General features: G+C 70.1%; 20 protein-coding genes. 10 read left to right on the forward strand and 10 right to left on the reverse strand.

The features are described 5' to 3' along the window. Window positions 1–50 precede the first annotated feature (50 nt). Complete coding sequence (locus tag AWX74_RS07410; RefSeq protein WP_091273097.1) at window positions 51–248, forward strand: hypothetical protein; 198 nt, start codon at window positions 51–53, stop codon at window positions 246–248. Between the two features lie 72 nt (window positions 249–320). Here AWX74_RS07410 and AWX74_RS39865 read toward each other — a convergent pair whose 3' ends face one another. Continuing rightward, window positions 321–485, reverse strand: coding sequence for a hypothetical protein (locus AWX74_RS39865; RefSeq protein ID WP_165615509.1), 165 nt, complete (start codon window positions 483–485; stop codon window positions 321–323). A 398-nt stretch (window positions 486–883) separates the two neighbouring features. Next, window positions 884–1,603 (reverse strand): hypothetical protein, encoded by a 720-nt coding sequence (locus tag AWX74_RS07420; protein WP_165615510.1) that lies wholly within the window; start codon window positions 1,601–1,603, stop codon window positions 884–886. Window positions 1,604–2,459: 856 nt separating this feature from the next. Between AWX74_RS07420 and AWX74_RS07425 the strand changes: the two genes are divergently transcribed. Beyond that, window positions 2,460–2,972: a hypothetical protein gene (locus AWX74_RS07425; protein WP_207550270.1), complete on the forward strand. Its 513-nt coding sequence runs from the start codon at window positions 2,460–2,462 to the stop codon at window positions 2,970–2,972. Between the two features lie 1,114 nt (window positions 2,973–4,086). Here AWX74_RS07425 and AWX74_RS38855 read toward each other — a convergent pair. Next, on the reverse strand, window positions 4,087–4,257 hold the full coding sequence (locus tag AWX74_RS38855; protein WP_193209783.1) for a hypothetical protein: 171 nt from the start codon (window positions 4,255–4,257) through the stop codon (window positions 4,087–4,089). 191 nt (window positions 4,258–4,448) lie between these two features. On the opposite strand from AWX74_RS38855, the gene AWX74_RS07430 reads away from it, so the two are divergent. From AWX74_RS07430 to AWX74_RS07440, 3 genes are all read left to right on the forward strand, one after another. Then, window positions 4,449–5,087, forward strand: a complete 639-nt coding sequence (locus AWX74_RS07430) for an ATP-binding cassette domain-containing protein (protein WP_242666123.1) — start codon at window positions 4,449–4,451, stop codon at window positions 5,085–5,087. 243 nt (window positions 5,088–5,330) lie between these two features. Then, complete coding sequence (locus tag AWX74_RS07435) at window positions 5,331–5,528, forward strand: hypothetical protein (RefSeq protein ID WP_054570701.1); 198 nt, start codon at window positions 5,331–5,333, stop codon at window positions 5,526–5,528. A gap of 9 nt (window positions 5,529–5,537) precedes the next feature. Continuing rightward, a complete protein-coding gene (locus AWX74_RS07440) occupies window positions 5,538–5,942 on the forward strand; it encodes a type II toxin-antitoxin system VapC family toxin (RefSeq protein WP_091273104.1) in 405 nt (134 codons plus the stop codon). Between the two features lie 408 nt (window positions 5,943–6,350). Here the strand turns inward: AWX74_RS07440 and AWX74_RS07445 are convergent, their stop codons facing one another. Then, a complete protein-coding gene (locus tag AWX74_RS07445) occupies window positions 6,351–6,677 on the reverse strand; it encodes a helix-turn-helix domain-containing protein (protein WP_091273106.1) in 327 nt (108 codons plus the stop codon). Continuing rightward, on the reverse strand, window positions 6,674–7,036 hold the full coding sequence (locus AWX74_RS07450) for a type II toxin-antitoxin system RelE/ParE family toxin (RefSeq protein WP_006538957.1): 363 nt from the start codon (window positions 7,034–7,036) through the stop codon (window positions 6,674–6,676). Before AWX74_RS07450 ends, AWX74_RS07445 begins: the two co-directional genes overlap by 4 nt. A 318-nt stretch (window positions 7,037–7,354) precedes the next feature. Here AWX74_RS07450 and AWX74_RS07455 point away from each other — a divergent pair, with 318 nt between their 5' ends. Continuing rightward, window positions 7,355–7,525, forward strand: a complete 171-nt coding sequence (locus AWX74_RS07455) for a Rossmann-fold NAD(P)-binding domain-containing protein (protein ID WP_226931147.1) — start codon at window positions 7,355–7,357, stop codon at window positions 7,523–7,525. Between the two features lie 69 nt (window positions 7,526–7,594). Here AWX74_RS07455 and AWX74_RS07460 read toward each other — a convergent pair whose 3' ends face one another. Continuing rightward, entirely contained in the window at window positions 7,595–8,104 is a 510-nt protein-coding gene (locus AWX74_RS07460) for a CGNR zinc finger domain-containing protein (protein WP_242666124.1), read from the reverse strand. Window positions 8,105–8,254: 150 nt separating this feature from the next. Here AWX74_RS07460 and AWX74_RS07465 point away from each other — a divergent pair, with 150 nt between their 5' ends. Together AWX74_RS07465 and AWX74_RS07470 are read left to right on the forward strand one after the other, a co-directional pair. Then, entirely contained in the window at window positions 8,255–9,268 is a 1,014-nt protein-coding gene (locus AWX74_RS07465; protein ID WP_091273109.1) for a DMT family transporter, read from the forward strand. A gap of 104 nt (window positions 9,269–9,372) precedes the next feature. After that, a complete protein-coding gene (locus AWX74_RS07470; protein ID WP_165615536.1) occupies window positions 9,373–10,227 on the forward strand; it encodes a GNAT family N-acetyltransferase in 855 nt (284 codons plus the stop codon). Window positions 10,228–10,424: 197 nt separating this feature from the next. Here AWX74_RS07470 and AWX74_RS07475 read toward each other — a convergent pair whose 3' ends face one another. The 3 genes from AWX74_RS07475 to AWX74_RS07485 form a co-directional block, all read right to left on the reverse strand. Continuing rightward, window positions 10,425–10,883, reverse strand: coding sequence for a hypothetical protein (locus tag AWX74_RS07475; protein WP_131799422.1), 459 nt, complete (start codon window positions 10,881–10,883; stop codon window positions 10,425–10,427). 38 nt (window positions 10,884–10,921) lie between these two features. After that, the gene (locus AWX74_RS07480; RefSeq protein ID WP_091273116.1) at window positions 10,922–11,467 is read right to left on the reverse strand and encodes a hypothetical protein; all 546 of its coding nucleotides are present in this window, start codon (window positions 11,465–11,467) and stop codon (window positions 10,922–10,924) included. 109 nt (window positions 11,468–11,576) lie between these two features. Further along, window positions 11,577–11,909, reverse strand: coding sequence for a hypothetical protein (locus tag AWX74_RS07485; protein ID WP_193209782.1), 333 nt, complete (start codon window positions 11,907–11,909; stop codon window positions 11,577–11,579). A 139-nt stretch (window positions 11,910–12,048) separates the two neighbouring features. On the opposite strand from AWX74_RS07485, the gene AWX74_RS07490 reads away from it, so the two are divergent. After that, on the forward strand, window positions 12,049–12,336 hold the full coding sequence (locus AWX74_RS07490) for a hypothetical protein (RefSeq protein ID WP_091273118.1): 288 nt from the start codon (window positions 12,049–12,051) through the stop codon (window positions 12,334–12,336). After that, window positions 12,333–13,085, forward strand: a complete 753-nt coding sequence (locus AWX74_RS07495) for a hypothetical protein (RefSeq protein ID WP_131799424.1) — start codon at window positions 12,333–12,335, stop codon at window positions 13,083–13,085. The genes AWX74_RS07490 and AWX74_RS07495 overlap by 4 nt, the downstream gene beginning before the upstream one ends. Window positions 13,086–13,163: 78 nt before the next feature. On the opposite strand, the gene AWX74_RS07500 is transcribed toward AWX74_RS07495, so the two are convergent. Next, a complete protein-coding gene (locus tag AWX74_RS07500) occupies window positions 13,164–16,058 on the reverse strand; it encodes a PASTA domain-containing protein (RefSeq protein WP_091273123.1) in 2,895 nt (964 codons plus the stop codon). Between the last annotated feature and the right edge of the window lie 2 nt (window positions 16,059–16,060).

The following is a 16,060-nucleotide window of genomic DNA, read 5'->3' on the forward strand; positions in this document are numbered from 1 at the left end:
TCCGCACGGCGATTGTAGCGGGACCATCCCACTGCAACTCGGAGAGTCCGATGACCACCCATTTGCTGCTAGCGCTCGTCCTTGCTATCGAGGTACTTGTTTCGATCTTGATCGCGATGATCGCTGCCCTTTTGGTGCGCCGGGACGGAGCCTCGGTTGCGACGGCTGTGGAGCGGAGCGCAACTGCCTTCGGCGGGGCGTTCACTCTGATGCTTGCGGTCACCGCACTTTGGCTCCAGGGTACGTGACCGGCTTGGTAACCTGCTCGGAGTGGCCACACCCAGGTGTGGCTATACCAGCCGAAAGTACGACCGGGCAGGTCAGTTTGCGAGGTCGGGCCGACGGATGTTGAGGTAGGTGAGGCGGCCAGGCTCGGTGATCGGTTCGACCGCGCAGCCCTTCGCCAGCCGTCCGAGCGTGTGCGCCAGGAACACTGACGCCGTGTACTGGCTGGGTGCCAGCTCCCGATGTCCGTAGTGCGTCACAGGCGCGCGAGGTCCTGCGACGTGCGTACGCCCGTTCCACCAGGCCGTACTCGACCCACTGGCCCCGGTGCTCGGTGAGCGCGGCGGGCAGTTCGACATCCAGGCCGAACTCGTCCGCCAACCCGCTCAACCCGGGCTGCCCGGGGGCCTGTGGGGCGGCGGCCAGCCAGCGGTGCGGACCCGGCTGGGGATGCCCGCCCACCTCGCAGACGAACAGCCACGAGCCGTCATCCATCCGCGCGGGCCGGACGAACTCGTCCGAGTGGAAGGGGCATACCTGCGCATCCATGCCACATAGCCTCTCAGCAGCCACGGCCACGCCGTGGCGGGAGCGGGGTCCACCGGGTCGTGGAGGGGCACGGCCGGTGGATCTGTGAAACACGAATACCCGGCGTCTGTCACCCGATTGTGTTCTCGCTGCCTGCGGATGCCCGAATCGCGATCGTGATCCCGTTGCCGGCCGCGGGGTCGATGGCGCAGTGCAGTCCGAGATCGGTGACACGGCCGTCGCGGGCGTTCCATTCACGGGCGCCGTCGTCGCGGCCGAGGACCGCGCCCAGCGCGTCGATCGTTGCCTTCCACAGGTTCGGCCACGCCCGGCGAGGCCCGACGACGAACGCCAGTTGCAACGCGACACCGCCACCGGGCAACGGCTCCGCCGCGGCGACCTGGTCACGGATCTGTTCCTTGTAGGCGGTCGTGCTCGCCGATGCTGTTGTGCGCACCTCGAACACGCAGACCCCACCCGGGTCCTCGGCCGGTACCGCAGTGGTGACCTCGACCGACGAGGTCGCCGCATGACGCTTGGTCGCCCACACACTGACGAAATCCCGCCCCGTTCGCGCGATCAGTTTCGGCACGAGCGGAAACAGGTAGTTGTCGAGATCATGCGCCGTGTGCAGCGGCGCATCGCCCGCCAACCCGATGTCGAGCCGTAATGCCAGCGGACCCGGTGTCGCACGGATCGGATCGGTGACGGCTCCGTGGACGTCGCCGATGAAGGCGGCTGACCGCACCTGGCCGGGGGAGTTCGCCCTGTCCCAGCTCGCGAGCGCAGGCTCGACACCCAGCACGACGCCTTCACCCGGCGGCTGCGCGTAGAAGACAGGAGTAGTCACACGCGGAACGTATCCCCCAGTACCGACAGTTCTGTCGGGCGAGCCCTGAAGCCTCCGGGATGCGGAGTTCTTCCCTGATGGGGCTTCACGCGGGTTGACCGGGCTACATCCTGAGGGGCTCGGCGATCGAGATCCAGCCCACCCGGTGCCCCAGACATCGGCGCGCCGTGGGCCCGTACGTCAGGCCGCGGGCCAGGGACACGCCCGGCGACCCGGCCATACCGGTCATCCGGCAGCCGCAGCCGATGGGTGGGCTGTGGACGTACGACGGCGTCGCCGTGCGTTTCCGCTGGTAGGCGGCCTGTTCGTGCGGTCGGGGATGGAGATCGTGGGGCCGGGGATGGTGGGGTGGCGGTTCGGGTTGTGCCCGGTTCTGTCCACCATAAGTAGCAGGCAGAGTAAAGCCCGCCAAAGATCTTGGCGGGCTTTGTGGTCTCAGTCTTGGTCTCAGACACCCCTCGCCACCCGTTAGGTGGCAGCGCGGCTGCCGGCGGGTCGTCCTCCTCGCTGGCCTCGTTCGGCGTCTGCGAGAGCAGTCCGCCGACTAGGCTAGGTCCGCTCTGCCGGTTCGAACCTCGTTGGGCACATGCTGGAGAGCAGCTGTTCGGAACAGAGGGCTATCGATCGGGCCACGAGCGCCGCCGAGGGTGCGGACTGGCCCCGGCAGCTCGCTCAACGGCTACCGGGTAGCGTCTCCTTGGTGGATGTCCACCTCATCAACGACATACCCGACGGCCTGACCCGGCGAGCTCGAACGTTTGTAGCCACGCATGGCATCAGGATCGACGTTCGGCCCGTTGAGAGGAACAGGCAGTGGTGGCTTGAGCGAGACATTCCCGCAGTAGTGATCGACCGGATGGCTGCCTATCAGAAGCGATGGGGCGGTCTGGTTCTGCCACCCGCATTGCAGTACGACGGTGGCCCCAAGTACCTCGATCCGGACTCGCCCGAATCGGATTCCGCGGGTTGGTGGTTTGAAGCCGGGATGCAGCGGACCGCAGTCCCATACTCGTTCATGATTAGTCCGTCTGGTGAGTTTGGCATTCAAGCAGGCAGATGGGCGCCTCTCCATGCGACCGTCGAGGGCTGGGTGGAATCGCTCGCACTCGCGCATCACGTGTCCATGTGCGCAAAACAGGTCACCAGGCTCGTCGGCGATGACGTCAATGGCATCGAGCTGGACGGCTACGAGCCGGTGCGCGAGGTGATGGGCCTGGCGGACACCTGGTGGAGGGGGAGCGACTCGCTGGTGGCGCTCTATACAGGGGAGGCCATGTCACTCGAGTTTCCCAAGGGTCGTATCGCATTGATCTACTCCGGCCTTGATGAGTGGGGACTGCGAGGAGGCGTCGAGGTAGGCGATGGCTGAACTCTTCGAGGATCGAGTGCAAGTTCTGAGTGCTGTCGTGGACCAGGTTTGTCGAGCAAGCGATCTCTCCTGCAAAGACGGCTCCCCGGCTCGGGGATCTGACGGCAATGGGCGTGGACGCTGGTGAACGGGCATGGATGACCGGGCCGGGAGACACAGACCCAGGGACGACGGTGGAAAAGACGGAAGTAGCGGCCATTTGAAAAGAAAAGGTCGGCGGTTCGACCCGCCCCTGCCCACCGTCATATACAGGCAAGAATGAGTGACATGACCAGCCCGGGTCTCGGTCGTGAGTCGATGACGAGCCTGCTCCAGGAGCTCAACGACGAACCCGCCCGATCGATGTGAAGGTCCAGTTCCTCCTCGAAGAGATCGTCGAGTCGCTCCATGACGAAAACGGCGACAACGGCGGCGACGGCGGCAACGACAACGGCGGAGCTTCTGCCTGAACTGGCCTAGGCGTAGGACGCCCGTGCCACCGCGTCGTGCGCTCAGCGCCCCGCCGCGACGGGTTATCCAGCAGCAGTAGTTGACACGTCGGCCGTGGACGTTCGACGGCTTCGCCGCGCGTTTCCACTGGTAGATGGCCTGTTTGTGTCATCGGGGATCGTGATCGCATGGTCGGGGATGGTGGGGTGGCGGTTCGGGTTGTGCCCGGTTCTGTCCACGCGATCGGCCTTCCTCTGTTCGGTGGTCTTTGACCACCTTCCCGGGCTCCCGCGCCATGCTGGCCCAGGGGGCTACCCCCTGGAACCCCCGCCTCAGGGGGCTTCGCCCCCCGAACCCCCCGACCGCTGCGCTTCGCGCGAGCGGCTTCTTCTTTCATGTGCGGGCAAAGGCAGAGGCCGCCGGCAGCGCCGGTGGCCTCATTGGTCTCAAATCTGGGTTCAGTTGCTCTTTGCTACCTTGCTACGGTCAGGGCCAAGTGCCGGCCGTGCCGTCGTCTCCCTCGTCGTCCGGGCTTCGCGTGTGCCGGAGCAGATCACCGACCAGATCGGCGATGCCGGTTCGGACCTCCCTGTGCACGGGCTGCTACCGGGTAGCCGTGCTCGCCTCTGACTTCGGCGGACATCGTAGAGCCGCGCCGGCCTCGGCGCAGGCTGCGCCATTTGCCTTAGTCGGTCGCGTCGAAGGCGAACGGCTCGATCTCCGCTTCGACTAGCCGGGGCGGCCTAGCGATGGCCGCGGGGTTCTTCACGATCCGGCGACGCTGCTCGGCCTCGTTCAGAGCGGTCCGCGAGATTCGGTGAATCTGGTGGATCGTTGCGGGCTTCAGGTTGTTCATGGGTTAGTCCTCGGGGAAGCATGCGCGGGCCGCCGCGCGGGTGAGGGTCGCCTGTGCGCCTGCGGGCAGGCCGAGCCTGTTCCAGTGGAAGATCACCAGGTGGGCGAGGAGAGCACGCAGGCCCCGGTTGAGGGTGCCGGCGGTGGCTGCTGCTGCCCCGGTTCGACCTCACGCTGGCCCCCGGGCAGACCGTGGCCGTTGTCGGAGCCACCGGCGCGGGCAAGACCACCCTGGCCAAGCTGCTGGCCCGGTTCTACGACCCCACCCACGGGCGGGTCCTGCTCGACGGCGTCGACCTGCGCGACCTCGCCACCGCCGACCTGCGCCGCGCTGTGGTGATGGTGACGCAGGAGGTGTTCATCTTCTCCGGCACGATCGCCGGGAACATCGCGCTGGGCCGCCCCGGCGCCGACCGCGCGGAGATCCAACGGGTGGCCGAGGTGATCGGGGCGCACGAGTTCATCAGCGCCCTGCCCGACGGGTACGACACCGACATCCAGGCCGGTGGGCACCGTGTCTCCGCCGGGCAGCGGCAGCTGGTGGCGCTGGCCCGCGCGCTGCTGGCCGACCCGGCCGTGGTGATCCTCGACGAGGCCACGCCGTCGCTGGACATCCCCGGCGAGCGGCTGGTCCAGCAGGCGATGAACACCGTGCTGCACGGCCGCACCGCCCTGGTCATCGCGCACCGCCTGTCCACGCTGCACATCGCGGACCGGGTGCTGATGATGGCCGGCGGCCGCATCGTCGAGGACGGCACGCCCGGCGACCTCATCGATGAGCAGGGCCGGTTCGCCGAGCTGCACACGGCCTGGCAGGACAGCCTCACCTGAGCACCGCCCGGATGCGGCAGACCCGATCGGCGGGAGTGAACCAGGATGGTGAGACCCGATAGCGACCGGCAGAAACGCCTGCCACTTGTCCACCGCTTCGTCGACGATGCGGCCGCGCTCCGCTGTGACCTCCGCGGGGTATCGCCGGCATCTGGGGGTCGTTCGGGTCGCGACCTGCGCGTAGCGCCGTATGCTGGTCTCGGTTCGTAGCGTGGCGGAGACACCAGCGAGGAGGACTCGTCTATGGGCGCTCCAGAGATCGGCCATCCGCTGTACCCGCCGCTGCGCCCCACGGTCAGCGTCGAGGAGCTCTTGGCCGCGAGAGGCACCCAACCGATCCGGTCCCTCGACGACTTGGCCGCCGACACCTTCGATTCTGACGAGGAGCTCGACGAGTTCCTCGCGTTCACCTATGCCGAGCGTCGTCGCGACGTTGCCTGAGTCGTCGCCGTGCAGCCTGTCGTCCTTGACACCGACATCGTCTCCCTGAGCCACAAGCGCAGGCTCGGCGGACCCTTGGCAACCCGCCTGATCGGCCGCCGGCCACTGATCACGTTCGTGACCTTTGGTGAGCTCACCAAGTGGACAGACCTGCGAGACTGGGGTAGCCGCCGACGTCAGGAACTCGCGGACTGGCTTTCAGGAATCCCTGTACTGCCTGGCGACGAAGCAGTTGCCGCTACTTGGGGCATACTCTCCGCGGCTGCCACCCGGGCCGGACAGCCCCGGCCGGTCAACGACATGTGGATCGCTGCCTGCTGCCTTGCCCACAATCTGCCGCTCGCCACCTTGAACCTGAAGGACTACATGTACTTCAGGGATCATCACGGTCTACGGATTCTCGGCGAGGAGTAACCGCTGTTCCCGACTTGGACAGTGGTGTGCGGGGCCGGACCGCGCCCGGCACCCGGCCGTGTGTTTCTGCTGGTCGGCGGTCTGTTTATGCGATCGGGGATGGAGATCGCGGGGCCGGGGATCACGGGGTGGTGGTTCGGATTGTGCCCGGTCCTGTCCACCATCTGTACCAGGCAGAGTAAAGCCCGCCAATGATCTTGGCGGGCTTTGTGGTCTCAGTCCTGGTCTCTTTGGGCTTGTTACCCCGTCGACACCAGCGCTCCAGTTGGCCCGCCATCGTGCCGACGGGACGCTCTCGCTGCGTTGCCTGCTAGAAACCGCCCGTCGACCGGAACGGCGACGCGATGAGAGTCTCGGTGGGAAGGTGCTGGAACCTCTTGGGGTGCCGGTCGGGCAGGCTGAGGTCCTTCAGCCGATGACGAGCCGTTCCCCTCCGAAGTCCGCGATGATCTCCAGCTGCCCGCCGAGTGCTTTGACGTAGGCGGCGAGGGTGCGTAGCTCGCTGGCGTCGACGTTGGCCCGCTCGATGGCGGAGACGCGCTCCTGCCGGACATGCATGCGGTCAGCGACTTCTGCCTGGGTGAGGCCCAGGCGTCGACGCATCTCGGCGAGCCGATGTGCGCGGTTCTCCGCCACGAGCCGCCCGGCCCCTGCTTCGACCTCGCGGCGGTCCTGCTCCTCGGGAAAGAACTCGGCGAGGAACCCGTCTCTGTCGTACCCGTGGGCGGTGCTCATAGGTCACGCTCCTTGAGGTAGAGGGCGTAGCGGGCTTCGGCCAGTGGGATCGCCCGGTCGTACCAGGCCGACCACCGCCCGGCCTTGTCCCCGGCGACGAGCAGGACCGCGCGGCGCTCGGGATCGAAGACGAACAGGATGCGAACCTCGCTGGTTCCGCTCGAGGCGGGTCTGAGTTCCTTGAGGTTGTGGAGTCGCGAGCCCTTGATCCTGTCAACGAGCGGTCGGCCCAGGCTGGGGCCTTCGTCGAGAAGCGCGGTCACGGCCTGGCCGACGAGGATCGCGGTATCTCGGTCTGTTCGACGGAGGTCATGCAGCCATTCCCGGACCTCGCTGACGATCTCCAGGCGGTAGGTCATGACACGTCCCCTTGGGGCAGAGGGTTCAGTACCCAAGTGTACTGCTCTCGCGCCGTCACGCGAGCCAGTCATGTCACCTCGGCCGCGCTTTCGGCTGCACGTCTCGGGATCATGCGGGGGCGATCTGGATCGAGACCTGCGATCTCTAAACCGCGTCCAGCCGCAGCGACGAGCACCGGAATCCAGCGGTCAACCGGCGGCAATGGTCGGCGATGTCCTCCACCGTCCCGGCGTCAGCCGCGGAGTCGGTGCCGTCAGCAGGTTGGCGGCCGTGATCCCAGCGCCGCGCGATCCCAACGAACGCGCATCGGCACTGACATGCTCGCCGGGGTCGATGCCGACAAGGCCGCGCCCGAGGTCGTCGCCGCGCGCATCCTCGACGGCGTCGCCGACGGTGACAGCGTCGTGTGGCCTGACGACGCCTCGGCCCGCGCCGGTTCGGTGTACCTGGCCGACCCGGTCCGGCTGGAGGAGATGCTGGCTGGTTGACCTGGGCGCCGCGCTCGGAAGAGGGCGCAAACGCCACGGGGACCGCCCGGCTCGACCTGGTCGGGCGGTTCAGCCAGCCGCCTCGGAGGCGCGGTGGCGGACGCGGAACGACGCGCTCTTGGCGCGGTTCCCGCACGCGGCCATGTCGCACCAGCGCCGCGAGGTGTTGCGGGAACCGTCAACGAAGACCCATCGGCAGTCCGCCCCCCGGCAGGCCTTGAACCGGGGCCAGCCGGGTCGCGCCGTGGCACGCAGAAGGGCCGTGACGGTGGCCGCGCAGACGTCGCGAACGAGCCCGTCGGGGCCGACCGCAAGCAGGGACGGGCTACCTCGCAGATCCGGACGCAGGGTGAGCCGGTCGAGCCCGGCAGGGTCTACCCGGATGTCGACGCCATTGTTACGCAGGGCGAGGCCGCGGACCACGGCGCGCAGAGCGCGAAGCGTCGTCAGGTCCTCAGGGGTGTCGGGCCGCACGGATCCCAGGTCGGCCGGCGCGTCCAGGGCCGCCCACCAGGCCCGCATCGCGGGCGGATCGGCGAGTTCGTCGTGCTCACCGTGCCCGGTGTTGGCCACCGCCACCAGGAGCTCTTCGTCTGAAAGGCCTGGCCACCCCGGCTCCTGCATCACCTAACCACCGTACGAGATTAATCGGTTGACCATCTGGATAACCAGTGTGACCGTTACAGCGGTTACATCACCGGTGGGGCAGTGTCAGGACGGGAGGCTTCGGTGGCACCGCACGGCGGCACCACGACCGGCATCCAGGCCCGAGCCGGCGAGTTGTCGATCATCGTCGCCGCCGCCGTCGACGGGGTGGGCACCACCGTCTCGGTGGCCGCCCTGCAGGCCGTGCGCCCGGCCGACCTGCTGGCGGTCGAACTCGGCGGTGCCGCCGCGGTACTGCTCGGGACGGCGGCGGCGACCGGGCGGCTGCACCGGCGCGGAGCGGGGCGGCACCTGCTGCTCGGCGCGCTGGTGCCTGGCCTGGCGTTTCTGCTGGGCGACCTGGGGCTGGCCCGCACCAGCGCCTCGAACGGCAGCCTGCTTCTGGCGGCCGAACCCCTGCTGTCGGTGCTGCTGGCTGTCACCGTCCTGAGGGAACGACTGCCCGGCCGGGGAGTAGTCGCGCTCGTCGTCGGCCTCGCGGGCGGCGCGCTCGTGGCGTTGGAGCCTGGCGTCGACCGACCGGGCGGGAACATGACGGCCGGCAATCTCCTCGTCCTCGGCGCGGTCGTCGCGGCGGCGGTGTTCCTCGTCGCCACCCGCCGTTACGGCGATGTCGGTGACGGCGTCAACGCCAGCGCCTGGCAGACGACCGGCGGAACGTTGAGCGCGGCACCGTTTGCCGCCGTCGCCTGGACCGAGGGAGGCAGCCGGCTGGGTACTGCCGGCATCACAGCCTGGGCCGCGTGTGCCGCCGTCGCGCTCTGCGGCGTAGTGGCCGGGGTCGCGTTCAACCGGGGCATCGGCCGGGTGCCCGCCGCCCGTGCCGGTCAGCTGCTGAATCTGACACCGGTGGTCGGCACGGCCACGTCCGTCGCCTTCCTCGGAGAGCGCCCGACGACGCTGCAGTGGGCAGGAGGCACAGCCATCCTCGTCGGTCTGGCAATGCTCCTGCTCAGGGGCTCGGCGTATGCCCGGCAACATCCGCTCGACGACCTGACCGGTCGCACCACCGGTGAACCCCCGGCCATGGTCGAGGTCCACTCCGGTGCGCGTGGACGTCACGAAAAGGAGCCATGATCATGTTTCCCCGCGGCCTGGGCGTCATGCCGCCGCTGGCGTACCCGGTCGTGCTCGCTTCTCCAACCGCCGGCGAACCGCAGGCCTCAGCTCTGGGAGTCCCCATGCCACACCGTCCTGACGGGCAGCCGCTGTTCTGCGCCGTCGCCCTCGCCGAGCGCATCGAGCGGGCCGAAGCCCACCTCATCACTGAAAGCAGCGAGGCAGCCCGCCGCCGTCGACCGGGTGCCACCGGGTTCGCCACGCCCCTTGCCGGCGGCGTGGCGAGCTTCGCCGACGAGGGCTCACCGCTGAACAAGATCGCCGGACTCGGCTTCGCCGGAACGCCCGAGGCAGCCGACCTCGACGAGGTCGAGCGGGCGTTCGCGGCCTGTGGCTCCCCGGTCCAGGTCGAACTGGCCCATCTCGCCGACCCGGCGGTCGGCGAGCTGCTGACCGGTCGCGGTTACCGGCTGGTGTCATTCGAGAACGTGCTCGGCCGTGTCCTGGAAGGCTGCCCGGACCAGACGAGGCCACCAGGCGTCGAGGTCCGGCCGAGCGGCGACGACGAGTTCGAGCTGTGGCTCGACGTCGTCTTCGACGGCTTCGCCCACCCCGACACGCAGGGGGTGCCCTCGCACGAGGACTTCCCGCGCGAGGTGCTTGCGGACGCCGTGCGCGACATGGCGGTATCCGGTGTCCGACGCTACCTCGCTTTGTGCGACGGATCTGTCGCCGGTGGTGCCAGCATGCGTACGGCTGACGGCGTCGCGCAGCTCACCGGCGCGGCGACGGCGCCCGCGCACCGGCGCCGCGGTGTGCAGTCGGCGCTGCTGGCCGCCCGGCTCGCCGACGCGGTCACCGCCGGCTGCGACATCGCGGTCGTCACCACCCAGCCCGGCTCCACATCCCAGCAGAACGCGCAGCGCCAGGGATTCGACCTGCTCTACACCCGGGCCGTGCTCGTGAAACACGCCTGAACAGCCCACTGCCGGAAAGGCGAGTTCGCCGATGAGCGGGGAGACGGCCGGGCGTCGCCGAGCACGCCGACGACGCTGTCAGACCGGCGGTTGCCGCCTCCGTCGCCGGCTGGGGCGGGGCGGCACGGGAGCCGGACGCGTCTAGATTCCCGGACTCGGCAGGGTTGGGGCTGCGGACCGCAGCCCCAACCCTGGGGTCAGCCGCCGGCCGGGTTGGCGTCCTGCGGTGCCAGGACCGGCGTCTGGGGGTCGTGTGTGGCGAGCCGGTCGACGTCCTGCTCGGACCAGACGAGGATCCGCGGTCCGGGGCGGTCGACGAGGGTCTGGGTGAACCGGCGGGTGGCCTCCACCTTCTCGCCGTCTCCGAGAAGGACGATGACGCCGAGGCTGGCGCTCAGGTCGGCGAGGTTCAGGTAGTCGCCCTTGATGTGCTTGCGTGTCCGTCTGCTCGACTCCACCTCGAAACCGACCGCCGGTAGCGGGCGTTCGAAACCCGGTATCGCGAGGCCCTGGGGTGTCAGCCAGACGACGTCGAGCCGGCCACCTTGAACCGGGTATTCGCGGGCCACCTCGAAACCCAGCCGTACGCCGTGCACGCACAGGGTCTCGATGACTCTGCGTCCGCGTTCGCTGGTCGTCTCCTCAGGCCGGGTCACGGGCATGCTCCTCGATATCTCGATAGGAGGTGATCGTCTCAGCGATGCGCCGGAAGGTAGTCGATCTCCACGCCCGCGTCGGCCCAGGAGAGCCGCTCGGTCCAGTCCGGGGCTGGGAGCAGCGTCCACCATGAGATCGTCGAGTTGTACGACCAGCGCCCGGTCGCCGGACCGAACCGCAGCGCCACCACGCCTCCTTTCGCCAGCCGCCCGAGCGTGTGCGCCAGGAACGCCGACACCGTGTACTGGCTGGGCGCCAGTTCCCGATGTCCGTAGTGCGTCACCAGGCGCGCGAAGTCCTGCGGCCTGCGACGTGCGTACGCCCGCTCCACCAGGCCGTACTCCACCCACTGGCCCCGGTGCTCGGTGAGCGCGGCGGGCAGCTCGACATCCAGGCCGAACTCGTCCGCCAACCCGCTCAACCCGGGCTGCCCGGCGGCCTGTGGGGCGGCGGCCAGCCAGCGGTGCGGACCCGGCTGGGGATGCCCGCCGCCCACCTCGCAGACGAACATCCACGAGCCGTCATCCATCCGCGCGGGCCGGACGAACTCGTCCGAGTGGAAGGGGCATACCTGCGCATCCATGCCACATAGCCTCTCAGTAGCCACGGCCACGCCGTGGCGGGAGCCAGGACCACCGGGTCGTGGAGGGGCGCGGCCGGTGGATCTGTGAAACACGAATACCCGGCGTCTGTCATCCGGTCGTGTTCTCGCTGCCTGCGGATGACCGAATCGTGATCCTGTTGCCGGCCGCGGGGTCGACGGTGCGGTGCAGCCCGAGATCGGTGACACGGCTGTCACGGGCGTTCCATTCGCAGGCGCCGTTGTCGCGGCCGAGGATCGCGCCCAGCGCATCGATCGTCGCCTTCCACAGGTTCGGCCACGCCCGGCGAGGCCTGACGACGAACGCCAGTTGCCACGCAACACCGCCATCGGGCAGCGGCTCCGCCATGGCGACCTGGTCACGAATCTGTTCCTTTTCGGCGACTGTGCGTGCCGACGCCGTTGTGCGCACCTCGACACGCACGCCCCACCCGGAAGGGCCTCCGCAGGGAAGGGCTTGCCATCGACATCGTGGCCGGGCGATTTCTAACGTCGCCGGTATGGATGTTCCTCCTGGACCAAAACCACCCGGATCACCCGGGGACTGCCGGGCACTGGCCTCGGTGTGCGACGCATACGCGCAGGTTCTCGGCGACGAGATCCGCGCGGCCGGCACGATTTACGGAATCGTCGGCTCGGACCGCTGGACGGGCCGGTCGGCCCGCTTCGTTCGTGGCGCGATCAGCGACTGGCAGGGCTCGGCCCACGACGCCGAGGGCTCGCTGCGCGGGCTCGCCTCCCAGCTGCGGCGGGCGGCCGACGAGCTCACCCTGGCGCAGACGGACTGGCAGCGCCGATCCGACCGCTACGAGGCGGCCCTCCGTGACCGGGCCCGGTGGGGGCGGACGTGACCGAGTATCTGCGACTCGACCCGGCGGCGATGCGGACTGTCGCCGCCGACCTCGACCGGGCGACTGACGTCGGCCGCCGGATGAGCTCGGCGTTGCCGACGTTGACGGCCGGGTACGACCTGCCCCTGGGGCTCGGGCGGCAGGCGCAGGCCGAGCTGAGCAGGCTGGGAGGGGTGATGGCCCGGGCGGGCGGGGCCCTGCACGGACTCGGGCGCGATGTGCGGGCGCGGGCGGTCCTCGCCGAGCTGGCGGACGCCGCGGAGAAGCCGGGAGCAGGCGCGGGCGGCGGCCCGGGTGCCGCACCGGCCGGTCTGGCGGACAGGCTGCGCCGGATCGTGGAGGATTTCGAATGCCCGCTGGACGACCCGGTGCGCAACCTGATTCACGAGTCCACCGCGGCGGCCGCGGGCGGTGCGGCCGGTGGGGCGAAGGCCGGCCTCGGGCAGCTGCAGGAGGCCCTGAACGACGTCGCGGACGGCGAGATCGCCAACCGTCTGCGGGAGGGGGTCAACCGGAACCTCGATCAGTGTCAGCCACCCGTCGAACTGCCCGAGCCGTTGCCGCCACCGCCGCCCCCACCGCCGCCGCCCGGGCTGCTTGAGCGGGTCGCCGACGCTGTCGACGGAGCCGTGGACGACGTCGTCGACGGGGCCCGGCAGGTACTCGAGGATCTTCCCGCTCCGGGTGACCAGCCGCGCGGCGGAATGCCACCGCTCCCCGTGCCGCCGCCGATCGTGCCGATTCCCTGATCCGTACAGATTCCCTGATCCGCCCCCGGGCGGGGCCGTCCGTCGACGCCCCCGCCCGGGCCGTTCCCGCGCCGACGCCTACGGCCAGATGTAGCCGAGGACGAAGTTGTAGCTGGTGTAACCGCGGGCCGCGTATTCGGAGTAGGCCCCGGACGGGTTCACCGCCCACACCCAGGAGACGTCCCCCGGGTCGAACATCGCGTCGACCTGCAGGGTGCCGGCCGGGCGGCTGGCGGCGGCGTAGGTGTAGAAGGCGATCCCCTCGTTGACGTAGCCCGGTTGCGCGTTGGGATTCATCGAGAAGTAGTAGGTCGTGCCCTTGCCGCAGGCGCTGTCGCACCGGGACCGGTAGACCGCGGTGGTGCCACCGCCCGGCGACGCCGCGGAGAACACGCTGCCGAGCTGCCGGTTGAAGGTGTAGCCGGCCTCGCTCGCGTTGGTGCTCAGCAGGTAGTAGGGCTCCCCGTTGCGCTTGTGCAGGTACAGCGGCACGGGGGCGGCGTCCTCGTAGGCGTAGGTGACGGAGGCCTGCGGGGCCACCGCGGTGCCGGCCGCCGGGTCCTGCGCGAGGACGGAGTTCGGCTGGTTCGTCGGGTAGTCCGTGGACGGCACCGGGGTGAGACCAGCGGCGGTGATCGTCGCCGCGGCGGTCGCCGGGTCCATCCCGACCACGTTGGGCACCGCGACCGGCGCACCACCGTAGTACCGGACGGTGATCGGGTCGGCCGGCCCCGCGGCGCTGCCCGCGACCGGCTGCTGGTCGATCACGACCCCGGGGGTCGTCCCGGCCGGCGCGAGCCCGAGGTCGGTCGCGGTGCAGGCGGTGAATCCGGCGGCCGCCAGCCGCCCGCAGGCGCCCGCGGCGTCGGTGCCGACCTCCGAGGGAACCGCGACCTTGTCTGGGTAGACGAGTCTCACCTGGCCGCCGCGGTCGAGCGGGCTCTTGGCCGCCGGATCCTGCCGGGTGACCAGGTTCAGGCCGGTAGCGGCATTCGCGAGGCCCTCCGCGGTCGGGGTGCAGGTCAGCCCGAGGTCGGTGACTTCCTTACAGGCCGCGGTGACGTCTCTGCCGGCCAGGTCGGGCACCTGTGCGCGGTCGCGGTAGCGGACCTCGACGATGTACCGCTCCTGCACCTGGCTCCCCGGCGCCGGGTCGGTGCTGATGACGGTGCCGACGGTCCCGCCGTCCAGCTGGCCGGATGCCACCGGCCGGCATTCCAGGCGCACGGCGCGCAATGCCGCGCAGGCAGCGGTCTGCTGCTGGCCCCGGACGTCGGGCACCGTGACGGTCGGTACCGCCGGGGTCGTGCGCGACGGTGCGCCGTTGGCCGGTCCGCCAGCCGGTGACTGCCCGACGGGACCACCGCCGGTAGGTGGCGTACGACCGGCCGGCGCCGGCTGTGGGGCCGGCGGGGTGGAGCGGGTCGACGGCGCCGGCGGGGCGGGTGACGAGCTCGAAGGGGCGCGGCCGACGGGTGCTCGCGGGGTGGACGACGGCTGCGTCGGGGGTGTGCTCGGGATGCCCGCCGCGGCCGGCGGCCCGGTCGCTCCGGTACCGGCGCCGCCCGCCGGGCCGGCCGCATCGGCGGTGCCGGCGGGCCCGGAGCCGTCGCCCTTGTTGACGCTGGACCTGGTGCCGTCCGGCGAGACCGTGGCGGCCCAGCTGGCGTACTGGTTGTTGATCCACAGTCGGCCACCGTCGATCTTCAGCTCGATGTCACCGGAACTGCCTGCCGGCATCGCGATCTCACTTGCGGCGGCGGGGGTGGCTGCGTCGAGCCAGAGAACTTTCTGATGCGTGGTGTCCGGTACGTACAACCGCCCGTAGGCCTCCAGCGGGCGGCCGTATCGAGGCTGCCCATCGCTGCCGAGCGCGATCGGTGCGCCCACCGTGCCCTGCTCGACATCCACCCGGATCATCTGTCGCCGCGGAACCACGACCAGCCACAGCGCGCCCGCGGTCTCGCTCGGGGCGGAGATCTGGATCTCGGCGCCGGCCGGCAGCCTGACCGGGGTCGTGCGGACTCCACCGTCCGATCGGACGAGGACGACCTCGCCGGCGTCGGCCCGCACGACCACCGGGCGGTCGTGCACCAGGGTGAGCCCGAGGCGGTTGTCCAATCCGACGTTCACCGTGCGCAGCAGTTCGGAGCCGCGGATCTGGGCGAGTCGCCCGTCTTCCAGCAGGACCCAGAGGGTTCCGGTCGAATCCGCGGCCTGCCCGACGATCCGGCCGTCCAGGTGGACCGGAGCCCCGATACCTCCACCGCCGCCCAGTCGCGACACCGAGCTGTGGGCCGGACCACTCGAACCCGGACCACTCGAACCCGGACCGTTCGAGCTCGGACCGTTCGAATCCGGCTGGTCCTGGGCCGCGCCGGTCCGGCTCGCGTCGCTGTCGGTCGCCGCGTCCTGATCCGAACCGGCCGGTGCGTCCTCGGCGGGGGTGGTACCGGTGAGGTACGCGCTCCCGCCGCCGGCCGAAAGGGCACGCTGCGATCCGTCCGGTGCCGCGCCGGGCACCGGGGAGGCGGTCATCGCCGCGGTGTCGACCTGGGACAGCACGCCGGTGTTCTGGTTGACGACGTAAAGCTGGCCGCCGACCTCCACCGTCTGCAGACGTTCCCGCTCGGCGGCGAGGGAGCCCTGGACCTGGGCGTCCGCCTCACCGGTGAGGCCGTTGACGTGCGCCACGGTGTGACCGCTCGGCAGGTAGGTGCTCGCGTCGCCCAGCACGGCCTGGGACGCCCGGTAGCCGGTTCCGGTCGAGACCGCGGCCACCCCGACCAGGAGCAACACGGCCAGCGCCAGGCGGGTACGCGGCCGGCCGCCGCCACGCAGCGCCGCGAGGCTCGGCGCCGGGGGCCGCCGTGAGGACGACAGCCGCGAGAGCGGTGCTGATCGGCGCCGCCTCCGCCGCCGGCGGTCCGCGGTGGCGGAGGTGGCGGCTGCGGTTCGCGGTCGCGGGCTCACGG

It is taken from the genome of Parafrankia irregularis, from assembly GCF_001536285.1.
GTDB classification, from domain to species: domain Bacteria; phylum Actinomycetota; class Actinomycetes; order Frankiales; family Frankiaceae; genus Parafrankia; species Parafrankia irregularis.